This window comes from Agarilytica rhodophyticola, assembly GCF_002157225.2.
Lineage (GTDB): Bacteria > Pseudomonadota > Gammaproteobacteria > Pseudomonadales > Cellvibrionaceae > Agarilytica > Agarilytica rhodophyticola.
The window spans coordinates 1,378,174-1,395,935 of record NZ_CP020038.1 but is presented as its reverse complement, the minus strand read 5'-3'; the positions used below and the strand labels follow the sequence as shown (position 1 = coordinate 1,395,935).

Here is a 17,762-nt window from a genome sequence, read left to right as displayed (position 1 = left end):
GTGTTTTAAAAGCGCGAAAGTAGCTGAGATGAATCCTCTTCTCCATAGGAGTGACGTCGATAGTGATTGTCTAAAACATTTCTAATCCTATCTAAGGTGATAAGGTTGCGATTATTAATCGCTCTCATCATATAGTTATCTGTATCTTCTTGCTTTTCAACAACAACTTTTAAGTGATTAAAATACTCGTTAAGTATAATTTTTGAACGTCTATCTTCGATAGAGCTAATAACTCCAGGTAGATCCAATACATACAGTTTCAGGTCTGCCAGATATCCGCGATCACCAGAGATGATATATTTGTACAAAGTTCTATTTATACTACTGATAGTCTCTTCAACTTCAAGCCCCTTAACGGCCTTGATAACATTTTCTCCAGCTATAGGTGCGTAATTAACAGAATTACGTAAGATAGAATTATTCCCTTTAAACGATTCAATTGTATCTAGCTTTTCAACCAAATAACTTTCATAAGTACTCCAGTAATTCTGAATACCTATTCCTAAAGAGAAAAGTTCTTTTTCTCTCATTACTTGTTCTAAGGATTTAGCTTGTCGTCTAATTTGAGCAGAAATATTTGCCAGTTCATCATAGTTTTGATCTAGACCAAACCTAGACTTGATAATCAATGTATTAATTTCTTTATCTTTCAAAGATAACTGCTCAATTACATCGACAATATATTGATAACCATGCTCATCTACTTGATCTTCGCTGGTAGAGCGAAAAACAATAGCTGCTCCGAAAACTACTACTACAACCATCATTAATATACTATTTTTCATAATTTTTTGCTCTTATGTAAGTCACCAACAAGCGTTTCTAAAAAAGCGATTATCGCTGATCGTTCATCTTCCGGGAGAGTACGACCAAGTTGAAACTCAGCCATAACATCTATAGCTCCTTCAAGGGTTGCCACTGACCCATCGTGAAAATAAGGTGCGGTCAAAGTTACAAAGCGAAGGCTAGGCACCTTAAAAACACGTTTATCCCATTCTTTTTTGGTAATTTTATAGCGGCCAAGGTCAATATCTTCTGTGTTACGTAAGCCACCATCCTTCAAGACGCCAAAACGTTGGAACATATTTCCACCAACGTTTTTCCCTTGATGACAACTTGTACAGCCATAACTTTTAAATAAACTGTAGCCTTCTTTGGCTTTCTCACTAATCGCTTCACTATCACCTTGCAAAAATTTGTCAAAAGGTGAATTTGGGCTGATCAATGTTTTTTCATATTCTGCAATGGCATCCAAAACCGAATACTCACTAATCCCTGTCTTACCATAAACAGAAGAGAATTGTTTTTTATACTGCGGAATTTTATTTAATTTCGTTACCACATCATCTACAGACTTCATTGCCATTTCTACAGGATTAGTAAGAGGTCCTGCAGCTTGCTCAGCTAAATCCATAGCACGGCCATCCCAAAATTGACGAAAATTAAAAACACTGTTGTATACCGTTGGGGAATTACGATCTCCCGCTTTTCCACCGACACCAAATGAAACCTTTTTGGCATCGGCACCACCTTGATTTAACATATGGCAGGTCGCACAAGAAACTGAATCATCAGCAGAAAGTCTTTTATCGTGAAAGAGTAGTTCTCCTAACTCAGCTTTTTTATCATCATATTCAACTTTCTGGGGAATCACTTCAATAGGTTCATATGCGTATACCCCATCCATACAAGTTAGTAAAAAAATTGCAACAACAGTTCTAGGCAAAAAAATAAATTGTTTAAGTGACACGAATATACAACTCTACTAGTTATGATTAGAATTTAAATCACATTACTGGCAATTCATTTGACTTTTATTTAGCAAATGAAATTATTTAATATGACTTTCCTCTACTGATAAAAATTTATCGAATATCTAAATGCTATCAGTGCACTCAATAAAAATTAAGGTATAAAAAAACATTGAACAAAAATGCGACATATACTTTTAAATTTTTTGAGTTCTGGTATGTGCTCCAGAAAACAATATTTTACTACAATCTGTTAAATAGGTATTTTTTTAAACTAAAAATACTCATTTAATTCGAACTAATATCTAAGTGGACTCAAGGGGAAAAATGGTCATAAGTTTTTTCAAATCCCTGTAAATTTGTCACCCATCCCTGCATATGTATCAGCGCAGTTTAATCTATAGCAAAAGTTATTAGATTACGTAAAAAAGTGAACGGCTTAGATAGAAGCATTAGCGTTTAGAAGAATCGAAAATGTCGGATTCAATAAACGGATTTTTTGGGTATTTAGATGAGGCCTTAAACCTTAAATAAGATATTGGAGCAATAGAATAGAAACAACACTCAACAACATATAACAAAGCCTTTAAAGACGGTGTAAAAACAAGGGCCCTCGAGCGGGCAAGAAGACACCAATAAGCCGACCGTAAATTCGGCCTATCACTATGCAGGCGAAAGCAGTAAGAGCAAGTGATAAGGGCTGCCATAAGTGTAAGTAAGTGCCAACAGTGCCTAGTGCCTTTTAACACCAATATCCCATTAGAATCAGACGCCATTAAACGTTACAATAGTAGCAAGTTCTTGTATGGGGGTTTCCATGTCTGAAAACAAAACAACGCATTTCGGTTATGAGCAGGTCAATGTTGCGGATAAAGCTAGTCGCGTTGCCGGCGTGTTTCATTCTGTAGCAGCAAAATACGATATTATGAATGACCTTATGTCTGCTGGCATACACCGAGTTTGGAAACGCTTCACAATTGAATTGTCCGGTGTTAGAAGTGGCGATAAGGTACTTGATATCGCAGGCGGAACTGGAGACTTAAGTGCCAAATTTTCCGCTCTTGTTGGTACTAAAGGCCATGTTGTACTGGCCGATATTAACGACTCTATGCTCAATGTAGGGCGTGATAAGCTGACAGATAAAGGGATTGCAGGCAATGTCTTTTATACTCAAGCAGACGCTCAGTACCTGCCATTTCCCGACAACAGCTTCGACTGTATTACCATAGCATTTGGTTTGCGTAATGTGACCGATAAAGATATGGCCTTGCGCTCCATGTTACGGGTGTTAAAGCCAGGAGGGAGACTTCTGGTATTAGAGTTTTCAAAGCCAGCCAACCCCTTACTTGAAAAAGCCTACGACGCATACTCTTTCTCGCTATTGCCAGCCATTGGCAAGATAGTCACCAACGATTCCGATAGCTACCGTTACCTAGCTGAAAGCATTCGTATGCATCCTAACCAAGAAACCTTAAAGGACATGATGTCAGATGCCGGTTTTAGCCAGTGTAAATACTATAATATGACCGGCGGCATTGTCGCCATTCACAAAGGAATCAAGCCTTAGGCAATACTTGCTATGCTAAACACACCGGAAATAAGCACTGCCGTTGCTGCGATTATCGAAAAGAGTATAAACCTTGCTCTTAAGTACGATCCGGCAACGCGCTTGCAACTTCAAGCGCTCTCAGGACGCAGTATATGCATTGAGTGTCAATCACCTGATATTCAGCTGTTCTTTTTCTTAGAAGATACTCAAGTGATTGTTAATGCTCACAGTGACGAAGCGACAGACGTGAAAATTTCGGGTAATACTTCAGATTTTATAAGTATGCTAGGCCAGTCAACCCATAGCTTCGCCGAATCAAATATCACAGTATCGGGAAAGATTAATGTACTTAACCAACTGAAAGAGATTTTGAGCGACCTAGAAATCGACTGGGAACAGCCACTGACGGAAATCATAGGCATATTACCAGGCCATGCCTTAGCACAAAGTATCCGTGCGTCGTTTAACTGGGCTAGGCGCCAGCAACAAGAAGTAAAGCGCGTGCTACCAGAATATTTAACAGAAGAACTAAGGTTGATTCCAGCCAAGGCCGAGATAAACAAATACAATCAGGATGTCGATATGATAAAGTCCGCCGTCCAGCGCCTTGAAGCTCGCGTACAACGCTTAAAGAATCAGCTATCAACTAACGCCCCTTAACATAGAATATACGTGTCTACTCTACTTCGCTTTCTCAAAATCATCCACACTATCGGCCGCTATCGTCTGGATCTGCTATTGGAAAATAGCAACATCCCCAAAAAATTTGTTTTGCTACTCTTACCATTTAAACTATATCCAACGCCCCAGCAAAACAGAGGTCAGCGCTTACGTTACGCACTGGAAGAATTAGGCCCTATCTTTGTTAAATTCGGCCAGTTACTGTCTACCAGGCCAGATTTAATCGCGGCAGATATTGTTCAAGAACTGGATCACCTGCAAGATAATGTCGCCCCTTTTGATAACAGGGAATTTAAAAACATTGTTGAAAACGCCCTTGGTGCTAGCGTAGACAATATTTTTGCATCATTTGAACACTCTCCTTTGGCTTCAGCTTCGGTTGCACAGGTACATGCGGCAAAACTAAAAAACGGTGATGATGTTGTTGTAAAAGTCGTGCGCCCCAATATCGAACAAACAATTGCGCAGGATATTCATCTACTTACATTTTTTGCCCAAACCGTAGAAAGAATTAACCCTGATGGAAAACGGCTACGGCCTGTGGAAGTGGTGGACGATTACCGTAACACTATTTTTGATGAACTCAATTTATCACTAGAAGCTTCAAACGCGACGCAATTGCGACGCAATTTCGAAAGCTCAAGCGACCTCTATATTCCCCAAGTATACTGGGAATACAGTAATTCTAACGTTATGGTAATGGAACGTATTTATGGCATTCCAGTAACGAATGTGGAAGAGCTTGTTGCCCAAAAAACCAATTTAAAAGTATTGGCTGAAAAAGGAGTAGAAATATTTTTTACCCAGGTTTTTGAGCATAACTTCTTTCATGCTGATATGCACCCGGGCAATGTCTTCGTGTCCTACAATAGTCCGGAAAATCCAAGTTATATCGCAGTGGATATGGCAATTGTCGGCTCCCTCACCAAGGAAGACCAGTATTACCTTGCCCGTAATTTACTGGCAATGTTTCGTCGGGATTATCGGCAAGTAGCTACCTTACATGTTATGAGTGGCTGGGTGCCTAAAGGCACATCAGTGAGCGGTTTTGAATCTGCCATACGTGCGGTGTGCGAACCAATTTTCGAAAAACCATTAAAGGAAATATCTTTCGGCGAAGCGCTTATTACCATATTTAAAATCGCAGGCCGCTACAATATGCCGGTGCAGCCACAACTGGTATTGCTACAGAAAACATTACTCAATATCGAAGGCTTGGGCCGTCAACTTTATCCAGAACTTAACCTGTGGGATACCGCACATCCATTTCTAGAGCGCTGGATAAAACAACGCTTTCATCCCAAAACCCTATGGAAGGAATTCCGCTATCAAGCACCAGAATGGATGGAAAAGCTCCCAGAAATGCCGCATCTAATGTTTAATACCGTGCAGGAAGTCAAATCCCTAGCAGAAAATGCACCTCTACTTATAGAAGCTAGTGAAAGCTTGGCGAGGTCACAACGCAGTAAGCGAAAAGCTCGCTTGCTCATTGCTTTACTCGCCATTAGCAGCGCCACGTACTTATCATGGCCAACGCTGCAAAGCTTAGAAGTAGAAAGCTTAATCTTGCTGGCTATCGCTTTTATGGCTTTGCTTATTTAACTTTTGATACAGACTTAACAAACGACAGATCTTACAAAATGACAAGTTTCCATAACATTCGCACATGGTAAGGCGTTTCCCTGTTATAGATAATACTGTTATTGATTTTTAACAGTTACAGCAAGGGCCTCGAGACATTACAGCTGGAGCCCTTAAGGAGAAAACGACAATGAAACTTGACCATATTACATTTTATTATCGACGCGAATGCCCATTTTGTGTGTATGTGAAACGTTTTTTACTAAAAAACGATATCACAGTAAATGAGAGAAATATTTCCTCTGACCGCAGCGCTTTGAAGAAGCTTGTTAAGGAGGGAGGTAAGCAGCAAGTTCCCGCTATTACCATCGAACACGAAAATGGAAAGGTAGAGTGGCTATACGAGTCGCAAGATATTGTCGATAGAATCGCAGCAATCGCCAAAAAAATGCAAGCGGCTTAATGATGGGATGTAGAGTGTTTTTGCAAGTAGTGATTATTTACTTAATTGCTCTTGCGCACTCGACCGGGTGAGTCACCAAAAAAAGCTTTAAATGCTTTACTAAATGAAGCTTCCGAAGCGTAGCCCGCAGCTTGGGCAATATCTATCATGGCTTCATTGGTTTCATTCAACATGACTTTGGCTTTTTGCATGCGCCACTGAGTTAAATATTGCTTGGGTGATAGCTTAACAAGGTGCGTGAATTTCTCACTGAAGGCTGCGCGCGAAAGGCCGATATGATCAGCAAGTATTTCAACACTCCACTTCGCTTCAACTTCGTTGTGAATAAGGTTTAGCGCCTTGCCTATTTGTGGATCGTTTAGCGCACGCATATAGCTCAAGTCACTATTTGACTGTGTGATATATTGACGCAGCAAATAAACAAATAGGGTCTCACATAGATTATTTACCACTAAATCGGCACCCGCTAAATTCGAGCGTGTTTCTTCTGATATTTTTTGCACTAAAGAAGAATGCCATGATAAGTCTTGATGATCTTTGGCTTTGACTAAAATAAAACAAGGTAAATCCACTAAAAATGGATGTTTAAACTTTGAGTCATAGGAAAAAGAGCCACAGAGCAAATTGACGTTACTGTCTTTATTAATTCCACTCTTTTCCTTACAACCTTTTGCGTTAAATGGGTTATTACCTTTTGCAATCGCCTGCACTACTTGGCCACCAGCGAGGCGCTTAGTTTCTGGTTGATCCGAAATCCAATGAGCACCACCAGTAGGGAAAGCAACAATATCGCCGGCTTCTAAGATTATCATGTCATCTAGAACTGGCCCATTAAGATAACAATGTCCATCTAACACAGCATGAAAAACACCTGTGTTGCTGGTACCGATATCCATACCCCAAGGCCCCCAAAACTCCGAACAAAAATCTGTAGAAGCAGTGAGGTGAATGGATTTTAAAATATCGGCTAAAGCGTCCATCAGTTGGCTTTCCAGCCAATCCAGGCAACAGCAAAGCTAAAAGAGAAATAGTCGTTAGTTTCAACCAAGGGGCTATCCTCAAATGTTGTACCGCTTAGATTATCGTATCGTAAACTCAAACCATACCAAAAGTCTTGTTTGCGCGCACTTAAGCCTGCTTTAAAATAATATCCACTAAAGCCCGCATCCGCTTCATAACGGGGACGAGTAGGCGTAACAAACTCTTCTCTTACAGTGTAGTAATAATCGTGATAGCGGTTAGATCCATATAACACGCCCACATTAAAAGACGCTAACCAACGATTAAATAACTTCGGCTGATTGTAAGTAAAGCGCGGATTAAAATTATATCCTTCATAGTGAACGCCGGTGCGTCCAACAGTAGTGACAGCGCGTAAAGGCAAACGCAGTTGCCACCCCCGTGTGAAGTCCTCTCCAGTAAGATTTATATTCAGCGAAGGCCCTAACTCAAATGCTGATTCCAGCTCAGGCATTCCTTCTCTCAGTTCATTATCTTCAGATTGCCCATTAAGCGCAGCCTCACCGCTTACAGTAAATTCTATGCGATCATTGGTCAGGAATTCTCCTCGCACACCACCTCGATCAGCTTTTATAAAATCGCCGCGATAAATCACAAATGGAAAAGGGAAAGCGTTTACTTGCCCTTCCTTGGAACCACGATAGTCACGCAGAACTTGACCACCTAAGCCAAGACCTGCTTCCCATTTAGGAAGTGCTTGAGCACTAGCCTTATTAATGCATTCCATATATAACAGAACAATAACTAACCAGAATATCTTCATTTTTCCCGTTTATAGATCCTCAACCCAATCACAAAAAAAGCCCGCGTAAAGCGAGCTTTTTAAGCTTAATACAACCGTACAACTGCAAAAACTTTATTGTTCAGATTCGTCCGAAGATTCTGCAGCTTGCTCTTGTGCTTCTTCGACTGGTTTTTCCAGTAGCTCCTTAATCGAAAGCTTGATACGACCACGCTGATCAATGTCCATACATTTTACATCGATTTCTTGACCAACTTCCAAGTGATCTTCTACTTTTTGTACACGTTCGTGTGCAATTTGTGAGATATGCACTAAGCCGTCTTTACCCGGTAGGAAATTAACGAATGCACCAAAATCGACAATACGTACTACTTTACCTTTATAAACTTTACCAATTTCGGCCTCAGCAGTGATTTCATTAACTTTATATATAGCCTGATTGAGACCTTCACCGTTATCGGCGTAGATCTTAACAGTGCCATCGTCGTCGATGTCAATTGAGGCTCCCGTTTCTTCAGTGATAGAACGAATAGTCGCACCACCTTTACCAATAATATCGCGAATCTTGTCTGGGTGAACTTTCATCGTATGGAACTGAGGTGCACTATCGCTTAGCTCCTTACGAGGGCTGGCAATAACTTTGTTCATTTCACTCAGAATATGCAAACGCGCATTTAAAGCTTGCTCAAGCGCTGTCTCCATAATTTCCTCGGTGATACCTTCAATTTTGATATCCATTTGCAAGGCTGTAATACCATCAGACGTTCCAGCAACTTTAAAGTCCATATCGCCAAGGTGGTCTTCATCACCAAGAATATCGGTTAGTACAGCAAAGCCATCGTCTTCTTTAACCAAGCCCATAGCAATACCCGCAACCGGTGCTTTGATGGGTACGCCAGCATCCATCAATGCCAAGCTTGCGCCACACACGGAAGCCATCGAGCTCGAACCATTAGACTCAGTAATTTCACTGACCACACGCATGGTGTAAGGGAAGTCTTCTTCTTTTGGCAGCATTGCAGCAACACCACGGCGAGCTAAACGACCATGACCAATTTCACGGCGTCCGGTTGCTCCCATACGTCCACATTCACCTACCGAGTATGGAGGGAAGTTGTAGTGCAACATAAAGTTATCTTTGCGCTCACCTTCTAAGGCATCGATTACCTGTGCATCGCGTGCAGAACCCAAGGTGGAAACCACCATAGCTTGGGTCTCACCACGAGTAAATAGTGCAGAACCGTGTACGCGAGGTAGAACACCAATTTCGATATGTAATGGACGCACAGTTTTGGTATCACGACCATCGATACGAGGCTCGCCAGCGACTACACGGCTACGTACTATTTGCTTCTCAATTTTACCAAATATCTTTTTAACATCATCACCATTGTGATCAGAATCATCATTCACAAGCTCTTCTACTGCTTGTGTGCGCAGTTCATTGAGACGAGCATAGCGATCAGCTTTATCAGTAATGAGGTAGGCATCGCCAATTGGCGCAGCGTATTTTTCTTTAACAACAGCAGTTAAGCTTTCGTTTTCTGCCGCAGCAGTCCACTCCCAACGTGGCTTACCAGCATCTTTGACAAGCTCGTTGACTGCGTGGATAGCACTTTGCATTTCTTGGTGAGCATAAAGTACTGCGCCTAGCATAATGTCTTCTGGCAATTCGTTAGCTTCAGATTCCACCATCAAAACAGCATCTTTAGTACCAGCTACCACCATGTCTAATTCAGAGGCTTCAAGACCACTATAAGTTGGGTTAAGAAGGTAACCATCGGCTTCAGAATAACCCACACGCGCTGCACCAATCGGGCCATTGAAAGGAATGCCTGAAATAGCAAGAGCTGCTGATGTACCCAACATCGCGGCGATATCTGGATCAACGTCTTTTTCTGCAGAAACAACAGTACAGACCACTTGTACTTCATTTAAGAAGCCCGCAGGAAATAATGGACGAATTGGGCGGTCAATTAGACGCGAGGTTAATGTTTCTTTCTCGGAAGGACGAGCTTCACGTTTGAAAAAACCACCTGGAATTTTACCTATCGCATAGGCTTTTTCTTGATAGTGAACTGACAATGGAAAGAAATCTTGCCCTGGTGCTGCCTCTTTGGCACCGACTACTGTTGTCAATACGCTAGTCTGACCGACGGTTGTTAATACAGCTCCTGTGGCCTGTCTAGCAATTCTGCCAGTTTCGAAGGTAACGGTCTGGTTACCATATTGGAATTGTTTTATTACTGGATTCACTTTTTTATCCTTTTATTCGCTCGTGCCCCATTGCACAGAGCATTTGTCTACAATTTATAAATACAAAAACTAGAATACATACCAACTTAGTAATTCACGTATAAGCTAATTTAGTATCTTATTCTTAAGGTATTCTTCTTAGTTTCTTATTCTTTTTGTTAATCCTATGAGTTGAGATCATTCAGATTTTTCTTCTATTTATCCTTATTATCCTTAATTCTTCAATCCTCAACGTTTTGTCACAAATTTCTTTAATATACGAAGCTATCTATTATGAAGCTTAATATAGAATTACAAGAATATTGACGATATGAGCACAATAAAAAATGCCCGCTTTAGGCGGGCATTCAGTATTAGCGACGTAATCCCAACTTTTGGATTAGCGCGGCGTAACGGTTAACATCTTTAGCTTTAAGATAGTCTAGCAATTTACGACGCTGATTCACCATGCGAATCAAACCACGACGAGAGTGGTGATCTTGCTTGTTATCGGCAAAATGGCCTTGCAACTTGTTGATGTTGGCAGTCAAAAGAGCAACTTGCACTTCTGGAGACCCAGTATCACCTTCTTTAACTTGGTGTTCGCTAACAATAGCTTTTTTCTCTTCAGCACTTAGTGCCATAATATTATCCTCAGTATCAATGAATATGCGTAACGGCAAAAACACGTGTTAACCACTTTTGCCCACTGTGAGTTTCGGCCTACCCGTGCATATTTACAGATAGGTCATTAGCTAGGTTAAAAACCTAAAGAATCTTTTAATTAAGATAAAACAGCTAACTTATAGATCCTTACGGCACATCTTTGTGCCACTGTAACCGATGGCGCTAAGCCATTGATTACACTAAAGAAATAAAAAATTATACTTTTATTTCTCGCACCAAGAGTAATTCATAAATGAATTACTCAAAGTTTACCTATACGCCTAAGCAATTAAGGGATATGGTCTTAAAATGCTTATCGTACAACTAGACGCCTGGGAGTCACTCTCCCATCGTCAGTAATTTCTCCGAGCCCGAGAAAATCTCCGGCTGCGCGAAAAACGCGCACTGTATCACCTTCTTCTCCAATGTGATAGACCTCTTTATCCATAACTGCTTGCCCGCGACCAAAATAATAACCACTGTCGTCATCTAAAGTAATTTTGGGCAAGCGCCAAACAGGCGCATCAGTAGCAAGTAGATGATGATCAAGCACTTCTGCCTTTTCCTCACCACGCTCTTCAGTAAGTTCTGCAAGGCTGTATGCGTTTTCTAGCAAAAAGTCACCGGTAGCAACTCTCTTCAGCGACGAAACATGCGCACCAAAGCCCAAAAGCCTACCGAGATCATCACAGAGGCTGCGCACATAGGTACCTTTTGTACATTCTATTCTGACTTTAGCTTGCGCTATAGCGCCTGCGGAAAAATCCAAGATATCGAATGCATGAATAGTAACCTTGCGCGCCTCTCGTTCCACCTCTATTCCGGCTCTTGCCAGCTTATACAGAGGCTGGCCGTCTTTCTTCAAAGCCGAGTACATAGGAGGAACTTGCTCAATGTTACCGCGAAACTGTACAAGTGCCGCTTCTACTTGTGCTTGTGTTAAAGCACTCGCATCAACCTGCTCAATGACCTGGCCATCGGAATCACAAGTATCAGTAGCGACACCAAAGCAAAAGGTACTTTCATATACTTTATCGGCATCTAAAAGATACTGAGAGAACTTGGTCGCCTCACCAAGGCATATGGGCAAAACGCCGGTAGCCAAAGGATCAAGCGCACCTGTATGACCAGCTTTAGAAGCAAAAAACAACCGCTTTACTTTCTGCACAACATCATTGGATGTCATGCCAGTTGCTTTATTTATTAGAATAACACCATCAATAGGACGGCCAAATTTACGTTTTCTTGCCACTTACTATTCTCGACCTATTCTCGACTCTATCTATTCCCGGCTCTACTAATGACAGCCCTATTCCTTGTCGTCGCCCTGATGGCTTTTGTCTGATGACACTGCACGTGCGATGAGGTCACTTAACTCTTGGCCCTGAACTACAGACTTATCATAGACGAAAGTCAAGCGAGGAGTTGTGCGAATATTTAAATCTTTAGACATAAGCGTGCGAATAAAATTAGCAGCCTTATTTAAGACCTCAACCTTATCTTTATCTTCTGCCGGACTATCGTTGCCAACAAAAGTAACGTAAACCTTAGCAATCGATAGATCTTTGGTGACGGATACTGCATTAACATTGACCATGCCCAAGCGCGGATCACGAACTTCCATTTGTATAATCTGCGCGAGGCTGCGCTGGATAGCATCAGCCACACGGTCTGAACGTTTAAATTCTCTAGGCATTTCAATTAACCAAGTCTAGGCTCAAAGCTCTCGAGCGAGTTCTTTTACATCAAAGACTTCAATCTGGTCGCCGACCTTAACATCATAGTTCTTAACGCCGATACCACACTCCATGCCGTTTCTTACTTCATTGACATCATCCTTAAAGCGTCTGAGCGACTCTAATTCGCCTTCAAAAATTACCACATTATCGCGTAAGACACGGATCGGCTTATTGCGGAAAACACTTCCTTCAACCACCATGCATCCGGCCACTTGGCCAAATTTGGGAGAGCGGAAAACATCGCGAACTTCTGCAATACCGACAATTTCTTCCACACGCTCAGGATCAAGCATACCGCCAAGTGCGCTTTTCACTTCATCAATCAATTGATAAATAATACTGTAGTAACGAATTTCGATAGACTCAGTTTCAGCTATCTTACGAGCCGAAGCATCAGCACGTACATTAAAGCCTAGAACAATTGCACCGGACGTTAATGCTAGATTGATATCGTTCTCGGTAATACCGCCAACACCACCACCAATAACATTAACTTGAACTTCTTCATTACCGAGATCTATCAAGGCTGCTTGAATAGCCTCCAAGGAGCCACGCACATCAGCCTTCAGTACAACAGGAAGAATTTTTGTTTCATTCTCACCAATACCAGCAAACATATTTTCCAGTTTGGACGCTTGCTGGCGAGCCAATCGTTCTGCACGCTCTTTCTCTGCACGGAAACCAACCACTTCTCGCGCTTTTCTCTCATCGGGAACAACAACGAATTCATCTCCCGCATTAGGTGGCGTATCCAGACCAAGCAACTCGATAGGCACGGAAGGTCCAGCATCATTGACTTTTTGGCCCAGCTCATTAGTCATGACACGCACACGACCAAAGCTTTGCCCCGCCAGCATAATATCGCCACCTTTCAAATGGCCCTTCTGGACAAGCACGGTAGCAACCACACCACGACCTTTTTCCATGCGTGATTCGATAACAACACCGCTAGCAGGTACGCCGATAGGGGCATCCAGTTCAAGCAACTCTGCTTGTAGAGCCACAGCCTCTAACAACTCTTCAATGCCTTCCCCAGTGTGGGCAGATACGGCGATAAATTGCGTATCACCGCCCCAGTCTTCAGGGATGACATCTTTGGCCGACAATTCGTTTTTAACACGATCGGGATCGGCACCTTCTTTATCAATCTTATTGATAGCAACTACTAAAGGTACGCCAGCAGCACGAGCATGCTGCACCGCTTCTTCAGTCTGGGGCATAACACCATCATCGGCAGCTACCACCAAAATAACCACATCAGTACATTGAGCTCCACGTGCTCTCATTGCGGTAAATGCGGCGTGCCCAGGAGTATCTAAGAAAGTAAGTTCTCCATGACCGGTCTGCACTCGGTAAGCACCGATATGTTGTGTAATTCCACCTGCTTCTCCAGCGGCAACCTTGGCTTCACGAATATAGTCAAGTAGTGATGTCTTACCGTGGTCAACGTGGCCCATGACGGTCACAACAGGTGCACGATGTATAGTCTCAGCATCACTTAGCTCAACGCTTTCCTTCAACTTAACTTCAACTGCATCAGCCGTGGTCAGAGTAAATTTATGCCCCATCTCTTCAACAACTAGCTGAGCCGTATCTTGATCGATCATTTGATTCATCGTGGCCATGGTGCCCATCTTCATCAAATGCTTAACAACCTCACCGCCTTTAACACTCATACGAGAGGCTAGTTCGGCGACAGTAATCTCTTCTGGAATTTCAACAGTATGCACTATTTTCTCAGTTGGTCTTTTAAAGCCATGCTTGTTGGCGATTTTTATTTGCTTTCTAGTAGCTCCAGAAATCTTTTTCGGCTTAGGCGCATGAATAACTTCATCAATTTCTGACTTGTCTTCCACATAGTCCAATGGCGAAGCCACTTTCTTCGGGCCTGCCACCTTCTTAACCGCTTTGCCTGCTTTCTTATTGTGCTTAGACTTGTCTTCTTCAGTATCATCGAATGCTGCGCCGTGCTTTTCCTTGCCCTTCTTAGAATGCTTACGTTCATCTTCCGCTTTTACATCAGCGGCTTTAGGCTCAGGTTTGGCGTTTGCATTAGCCTTCGGATTTTTAGCTTTTTCAGACTCGCTCGCTTTACGCTGCTCTTCGTTTTTGCGTTTTTCCTGCGCAGCTAGTTTTTCTTCTGCTGCCTTCTTTTCTTCAGCCTTACGAGCAAGAATCGCTTTCTGACGCAAAAGTTCGGCATCATCTACAAGAGAGGAAGCCACAGGCTTGGGTGGCGCAGTATCTTTCTCAGCTTTTTTAGCTTTTTTAGGCTTGCTGGCTTTGTCAGCTTTAGCTTTTGCCGGTGCAGCCTTATTTTCTGCAGGCTCTTCTTGCTTAGGCTCAGGCGCTTTTTTAGGTTCTGGCTCTGCCTTAATTTCTGGTTCAGCTTTAGCCTCTACTGGCTCAGGTTCGGCCTTCGCTTCAGCCTCAACTTTTGGTGAAGCTAACACTTCTTCCAGCGCTGCTTCTTTTTCTACTGTTTCAGTAGCCTGCACCTCTTTTTTAGGCGCCTCATCAGTGGTAGCTTCTTTAACAGGCTCATCCTTAGTCTTAGGCACTTCAACAACTGTGCTTTTCGCCAGTTCTGCATTCTTTGCAACTTCGGTTTCTAGAGCTAGATCTGCCTCTACAGGCTCGACAGGGTCGCGTTTAACGTAGGTACGCTTCTTACGCACTTCAACGTTAACTGTTTTGCGCGAGCTGCCACTTCCAGTTTTTAGGGTTTGTGTAGTCTTGCGCTTAAGCGTGATCTTTTTGGGAGTGTCAGCGCTGGCCCCATGACTAGATTTCAGGAACGACAATAACTTTTGTTTCTCTTCATCAGAAACAATATCGCCAGCATTTTGATGAGACAAACCAGCCTGCTTCATCTGCGTCAGTATGCGATCGACTGAAGCGCCAACCGAGGTGGCGAGTTCACTAACTGTTACATCTGCCATATTAATCTAGATTCCCAATACAAATATATCTGTTTACTATTAACTTAACCTGAAGACCCAAATAGTTCTCCTGAACGCTATACAACAGCTAAACCTATTCAATGCTCGCTTAGTTTGTTGATTTAGCGAACATTAATAAGTAGCCACACAAGCCTTTAACTTGTGCTGACACATCCTTTTATCACAACTATTAGCCTACAGGCGTAACAGCAAGATCAGATCCACCAAGTGACGCCTAAACGGTCACATTTAATTTTTTATTTACTCGTCAGCAAACCAAGGTTCACGGGCTTTCAATATCAATGCGCCCGCTCTATCTTCGTCCATACCTTCGATATCCATCAACTCATCAACTGACTGCTCAGCCAGATCTTCCATTGATACCACACCTCTAGATGCCAATATATTCGCGAGGTTTTCATCCATTCCCTCCATGGTAAGCAAATCTTCTTGCGGTACGGAGTCGCCCGTTTTCTCTTCTGACGCAAGCGCTTGAGTAAGTAGCGCATCTTTTGCACGATCACGTAGTTCAGTGGCAATATCCTCGTCGAAACCTTCTATATTGAGGAATTCTTCCATTGGCACATACGCCACCTCTTCCAAAGTGGTGAAACCTTCTTCAACCAGGATTTCCGCCACATCTTCATCAACATCTAAATGCTCGATAAAGATATCAATAGAACTGCCAGCTTCAGCTTCCTGCTTTTTATTCCAATCTTCAACATTCATCACGTTGATTTGCCAACCGGTGAGCTCAGATGCAAGACGCACATTCTGACCACCGCGACCAATCGCCTGTGCTAGGTTGTCTGCGCTTACAGCCAGATCCATTGCACCCGTTTCTTCATCGACAACAATAGATTCAATTTCAGCCGGAGCCATTGCATTAATAACGTATTGAGCTGGATTATCGTCCCATAACACAATATCAATTCGCTCATTGCCCAACTCATTGGACACAGCTTGCACACGAGAACCTCGCATGCCAACACAGGCACCTACGGGATCCATACGTCCATCATTAGTGGAAACAGCTATCTTGGCGCGTGAACCTGGGTCTCGCGCGGCCCCGCGCAGAGTGATAACTTCTTCCGCAATCTCTGGCACTTCAATCTTAAATAGCTCAGTGAGCATCTGGGCACTGGCGCGACTTAAAAACAGTTGCGGGCCACGAATTTCAGGACGCACAGCCATTAATAGTGAGCGTACACGATCATTCATACGGAATACTTCGCGCCCCACCAACTCTTCTCTTGGCAATAAGCCCTCTGCGTTATTGCCCAGATCAACGATAATATTATCGCGTGTAACTTTTTTAACAGTTCCAGAAATAAGTTGGCCAACCTGTCCTTGATACTGCTCTACAATTTGAGCACGTTCCGCTTCGCGAACTTTTTGTACAATAACTTGTTTTGCCGTCTGGGCAGCAATACGACCAAACTCAACATTCTCTACCACTTCTTCGTGGACATCGCCAACTTTTAAGCTGCTGTTTACTTCGGCAGCTTCTTCTGTTGTTAATTGTGTTCCCAGTTCTGCAAGAGTGTCATCGTCTACAACTGTCCAGCGTCGCACGGTAACATAGTCGCCAGACTTCCTATCGATGGTCACTTGAATATCTGAATCCTCGTCATAGCGCTTTTTTGTCGCCGTTGCTAACGCCAATTCGATAGCTTGAAAAATCACTTCCTGGTCTACGCCTTTTTCGTTGGATACAGCATCTGCGACCAGCAATATTTCTTTTTTCATCGGTTGCCTCTAAATTCCTAATACGTGGGAACAACGTTCGCCTTATCTATCAATTCATATGGGAGGAGGTACTCTTCGTTATCAACTTCTAACACGACCTCGTCCTCCTCAATTCCTTTGAGAATACCTGTAAAATTCTTCCGCCCCTCGAATCCCATTCTCAACTTAACTGTCAGCTTTTGACCAATGAACTCATCATATTGCGTTAATTTATACAAGCGCCTATCCATCCCAGGGGACGAAACTTCCAAGGTATACTCAGCAGCAATAGGATCTTCTACGTCTAAAACACTACTTATTTGCCGACTTACGGCTTCACAGTCCTCTATCACTACACCGCCAGGCTTATCAATATAGATCCTAAGCAGTGTTTTCTTTCCCTGTACAAAATAATCCAGCCCCCAAAGCTCGCAGCCTAGAGCGGTTATCGCCGATTCTACAATTTTTTCAAGTTTAGCCTGTATTCCAGCCATTCTTATCTCAACTAGCAGAAACAAAAAATGGGCACAAAGCCCATCTACCATCCAATAACATTTACATTATTGGCTTCTTAATTTGCAAAATCCTCACCTTATAGATGCTAAAAAGCCCCAAAAACCGGGGCCTTCACCGCGAGAATACACAAAATACAACACAGCATTCTT

At 42.6% G+C, this 17,762-nt stretch carries 15 protein-coding genes; 4 read left to right on the top strand and 11 right to left on the bottom strand.

All coding sequences use genetic code 11. The features are described from left to right. Positions 1-5: 5 nt before the first annotated feature. On the bottom strand, positions 6-785 hold the full coding sequence (locus tag BVC89_RS05955) for a DAHL domain-containing protein (protein WP_086930304.1): 780 nt from the start codon (positions 783-785) through the stop codon (positions 6-8). Then, positions 782-1,750, bottom strand: coding sequence for a cytochrome-c peroxidase (locus BVC89_RS05950; RefSeq protein WP_216825097.1), 969 nt, complete (start codon positions 1,748-1,750; stop codon positions 782-784). Before BVC89_RS05950 ends, BVC89_RS05955 begins: the two co-directional genes overlap by 4 nt. Before the next feature lie 818 nt (positions 1,751-2,568). Here BVC89_RS05950 and ubiE point away from each other — a divergent pair. From ubiE to BVC89_RS05930, 4 genes are all read left to right on the top strand, one after another. Further along, positions 2,569-3,318 (top strand): bifunctional demethylmenaquinone methyltransferase/2-methoxy-6-polyprenyl-1,4-benzoquinol methylase UbiE, encoded by a 750-nt coding sequence (ubiE, locus tag BVC89_RS05945; RefSeq protein ID WP_086930303.1) that lies wholly within the window; start codon positions 2,569-2,571, stop codon positions 3,316-3,318. A gap of 12 nt (positions 3,319-3,330) precedes the next feature. Further along, on the top strand, positions 3,331-3,960 hold the full coding sequence (locus tag BVC89_RS05940) for a ubiquinone biosynthesis accessory factor UbiJ (RefSeq protein WP_086930302.1): 630 nt from the start codon (positions 3,331-3,333) through the stop codon (positions 3,958-3,960). A gap of 12 nt (positions 3,961-3,972) precedes the next feature. Further along, a complete protein-coding gene (ubiB, locus tag BVC89_RS05935; RefSeq protein WP_086930301.1) occupies positions 3,973-5,583 on the top strand; it encodes a ubiquinone biosynthesis regulatory protein kinase UbiB in 1,611 nt (536 codons plus the stop codon). 169 nt (positions 5,584-5,752) lie between these two features. Next, positions 5,753-6,025, top strand: coding sequence for a glutaredoxin family protein (locus tag BVC89_RS05930; RefSeq protein WP_086930300.1), 273 nt, complete (start codon positions 5,753-5,755; stop codon positions 6,023-6,025). A 41-nt stretch (positions 6,026-6,066) separates the two neighbouring features. Here BVC89_RS05930 and BVC89_RS05925 read toward each other — a convergent pair whose 3' ends face one another. The 9 genes from BVC89_RS05925 to rimP form a co-directional block, all read right to left on the bottom strand. Further along, entirely contained in the window at positions 6,067-7,005 is a 939-nt protein-coding gene (locus BVC89_RS05925; RefSeq protein ID WP_086930299.1) for an AraC family transcriptional regulator, read from the bottom strand. After that, positions 7,005-7,808, bottom strand: a complete 804-nt coding sequence (locus tag BVC89_RS05920; protein WP_086930298.1) for a MipA/OmpV family protein — start codon at positions 7,806-7,808, stop codon at positions 7,005-7,007. The genes BVC89_RS05925 and BVC89_RS05920 overlap by 1 nt, the downstream gene beginning before the upstream one ends. 93 nt (positions 7,809-7,901) lie before the next feature. Then, positions 7,902-10,043 carry a polyribonucleotide nucleotidyltransferase gene (pnp, locus tag BVC89_RS05915; RefSeq protein ID WP_086930297.1) on the bottom strand — a complete coding sequence of 714 codons (2,142 nt, stop codon included), beginning with the start codon at positions 10,041-10,043 and terminating at the stop codon, positions 7,902-7,904. A 353-nt stretch (positions 10,044-10,396) separates the two neighbouring features. Continuing rightward, the gene (gene rpsO, locus BVC89_RS05910; protein ID WP_086934533.1) at positions 10,397-10,666 is read right to left on the bottom strand and encodes a 30S ribosomal protein S15; all 270 of its coding nucleotides are present in this window, start codon (positions 10,664-10,666) and stop codon (positions 10,397-10,399) included. 335 nt (positions 10,667-11,001) lie between these two features. After that, the gene (truB, locus tag BVC89_RS05905) at positions 11,002-11,940 is read right to left on the bottom strand and encodes a tRNA pseudouridine(55) synthase TruB (protein WP_086930296.1); all 939 of its coding nucleotides are present in this window, start codon (positions 11,938-11,940) and stop codon (positions 11,002-11,004) included. 57 nt (positions 11,941-11,997) lie between these two features. Beyond that, positions 11,998-12,384: a 30S ribosome-binding factor RbfA gene (gene rbfA / locus BVC89_RS05900; protein ID WP_086930295.1), complete on the bottom strand. Its 387-nt coding sequence runs from the start codon at positions 12,382-12,384 to the stop codon at positions 11,998-12,000. Between the two features lie 21 nt (positions 12,385-12,405). Continuing rightward, positions 12,406-15,369 (bottom strand): translation initiation factor IF-2, encoded by a 2,964-nt coding sequence (infB, locus tag BVC89_RS05895; RefSeq protein WP_086930294.1) that lies wholly within the window; start codon positions 15,367-15,369, stop codon positions 12,406-12,408. Between the two features lie 261 nt (positions 15,370-15,630). Further along, positions 15,631-17,118 carry a transcription termination factor NusA gene (nusA, locus tag BVC89_RS05890; RefSeq protein ID WP_086930293.1) on the bottom strand — a complete coding sequence of 496 codons (1,488 nt, stop codon included), beginning with the start codon at positions 17,116-17,118 and terminating at the stop codon, positions 15,631-15,633. Positions 17,119-17,135: 17 nt separating this feature from the next. Next, on the bottom strand, positions 17,136-17,591 hold the full coding sequence (gene rimP, locus BVC89_RS05885; RefSeq protein ID WP_086934532.1) for a ribosome maturation factor RimP: 456 nt from the start codon (positions 17,589-17,591) through the stop codon (positions 17,136-17,138). Between the last annotated feature and the right edge of the window lie 171 nt (positions 17,592-17,762).

Bases quoted from the DNA above. Each gene is read 5' to 3' on its own strand.
- infB (WP_086930294.1), bottom strand. From the start codon at position 15,369: ATGGCAGATGTAACAGTTAGTGAACTCGCCACCTCGGTTGGCGCTTCA.
- rpsO (WP_086934533.1), bottom strand. From the start codon at position 10,666: ATGGCACTAAGTGCTGAAGAGAAAAAAGCTATTGTTAGCGAACACCAA.
- BVC89_RS05955 (WP_086930304.1), bottom strand. From the start codon at position 785: ATGAAAAATAGTATATTAATGATGGTTGTAGTAGTAGTTTTCGGAGCA.
- BVC89_RS05940 (WP_086930302.1), top strand. From the start codon at position 3,331: ATGCTAAACACACCGGAAATAAGCACTGCCGTTGCTGCGATTATCGAA.
- BVC89_RS05920 (WP_086930298.1), bottom strand. From the start codon at position 7,808: ATGAAGATATTCTGGTTAGTTATTGTTCTGTTATATATGGAATGCATT.
- nusA (WP_086930293.1), bottom strand. From the start codon at position 17,118: ATGAAAAAAGAAATATTGCTGGTCGCAGATGCTGTATCCAACGAAAAA.
- ubiE (WP_086930303.1), top strand. From the start codon at position 2,569: ATGTCTGAAAACAAAACAACGCATTTCGGTTATGAGCAGGTCAATGTT.
- rimP (WP_086934532.1), bottom strand. From the start codon at position 17,591: ATGGCTGGAATACAGGCTAAACTTGAAAAAATTGTAGAATCGGCGATA.
- BVC89_RS05930 (WP_086930300.1), top strand. From the start codon at position 5,753: ATGAAACTTGACCATATTACATTTTATTATCGACGCGAATGCCCATTT.
- rbfA (WP_086930295.1), bottom strand. From the start codon at position 12,384: ATGCCTAGAGAATTTAAACGTTCAGACCGTGTGGCTGATGCTATCCAG.
- BVC89_RS05925 (WP_086930299.1), bottom strand. From the start codon at position 7,005: ATGGACGCTTTAGCCGATATTTTAAAATCCATTCACCTCACTGCTTCT.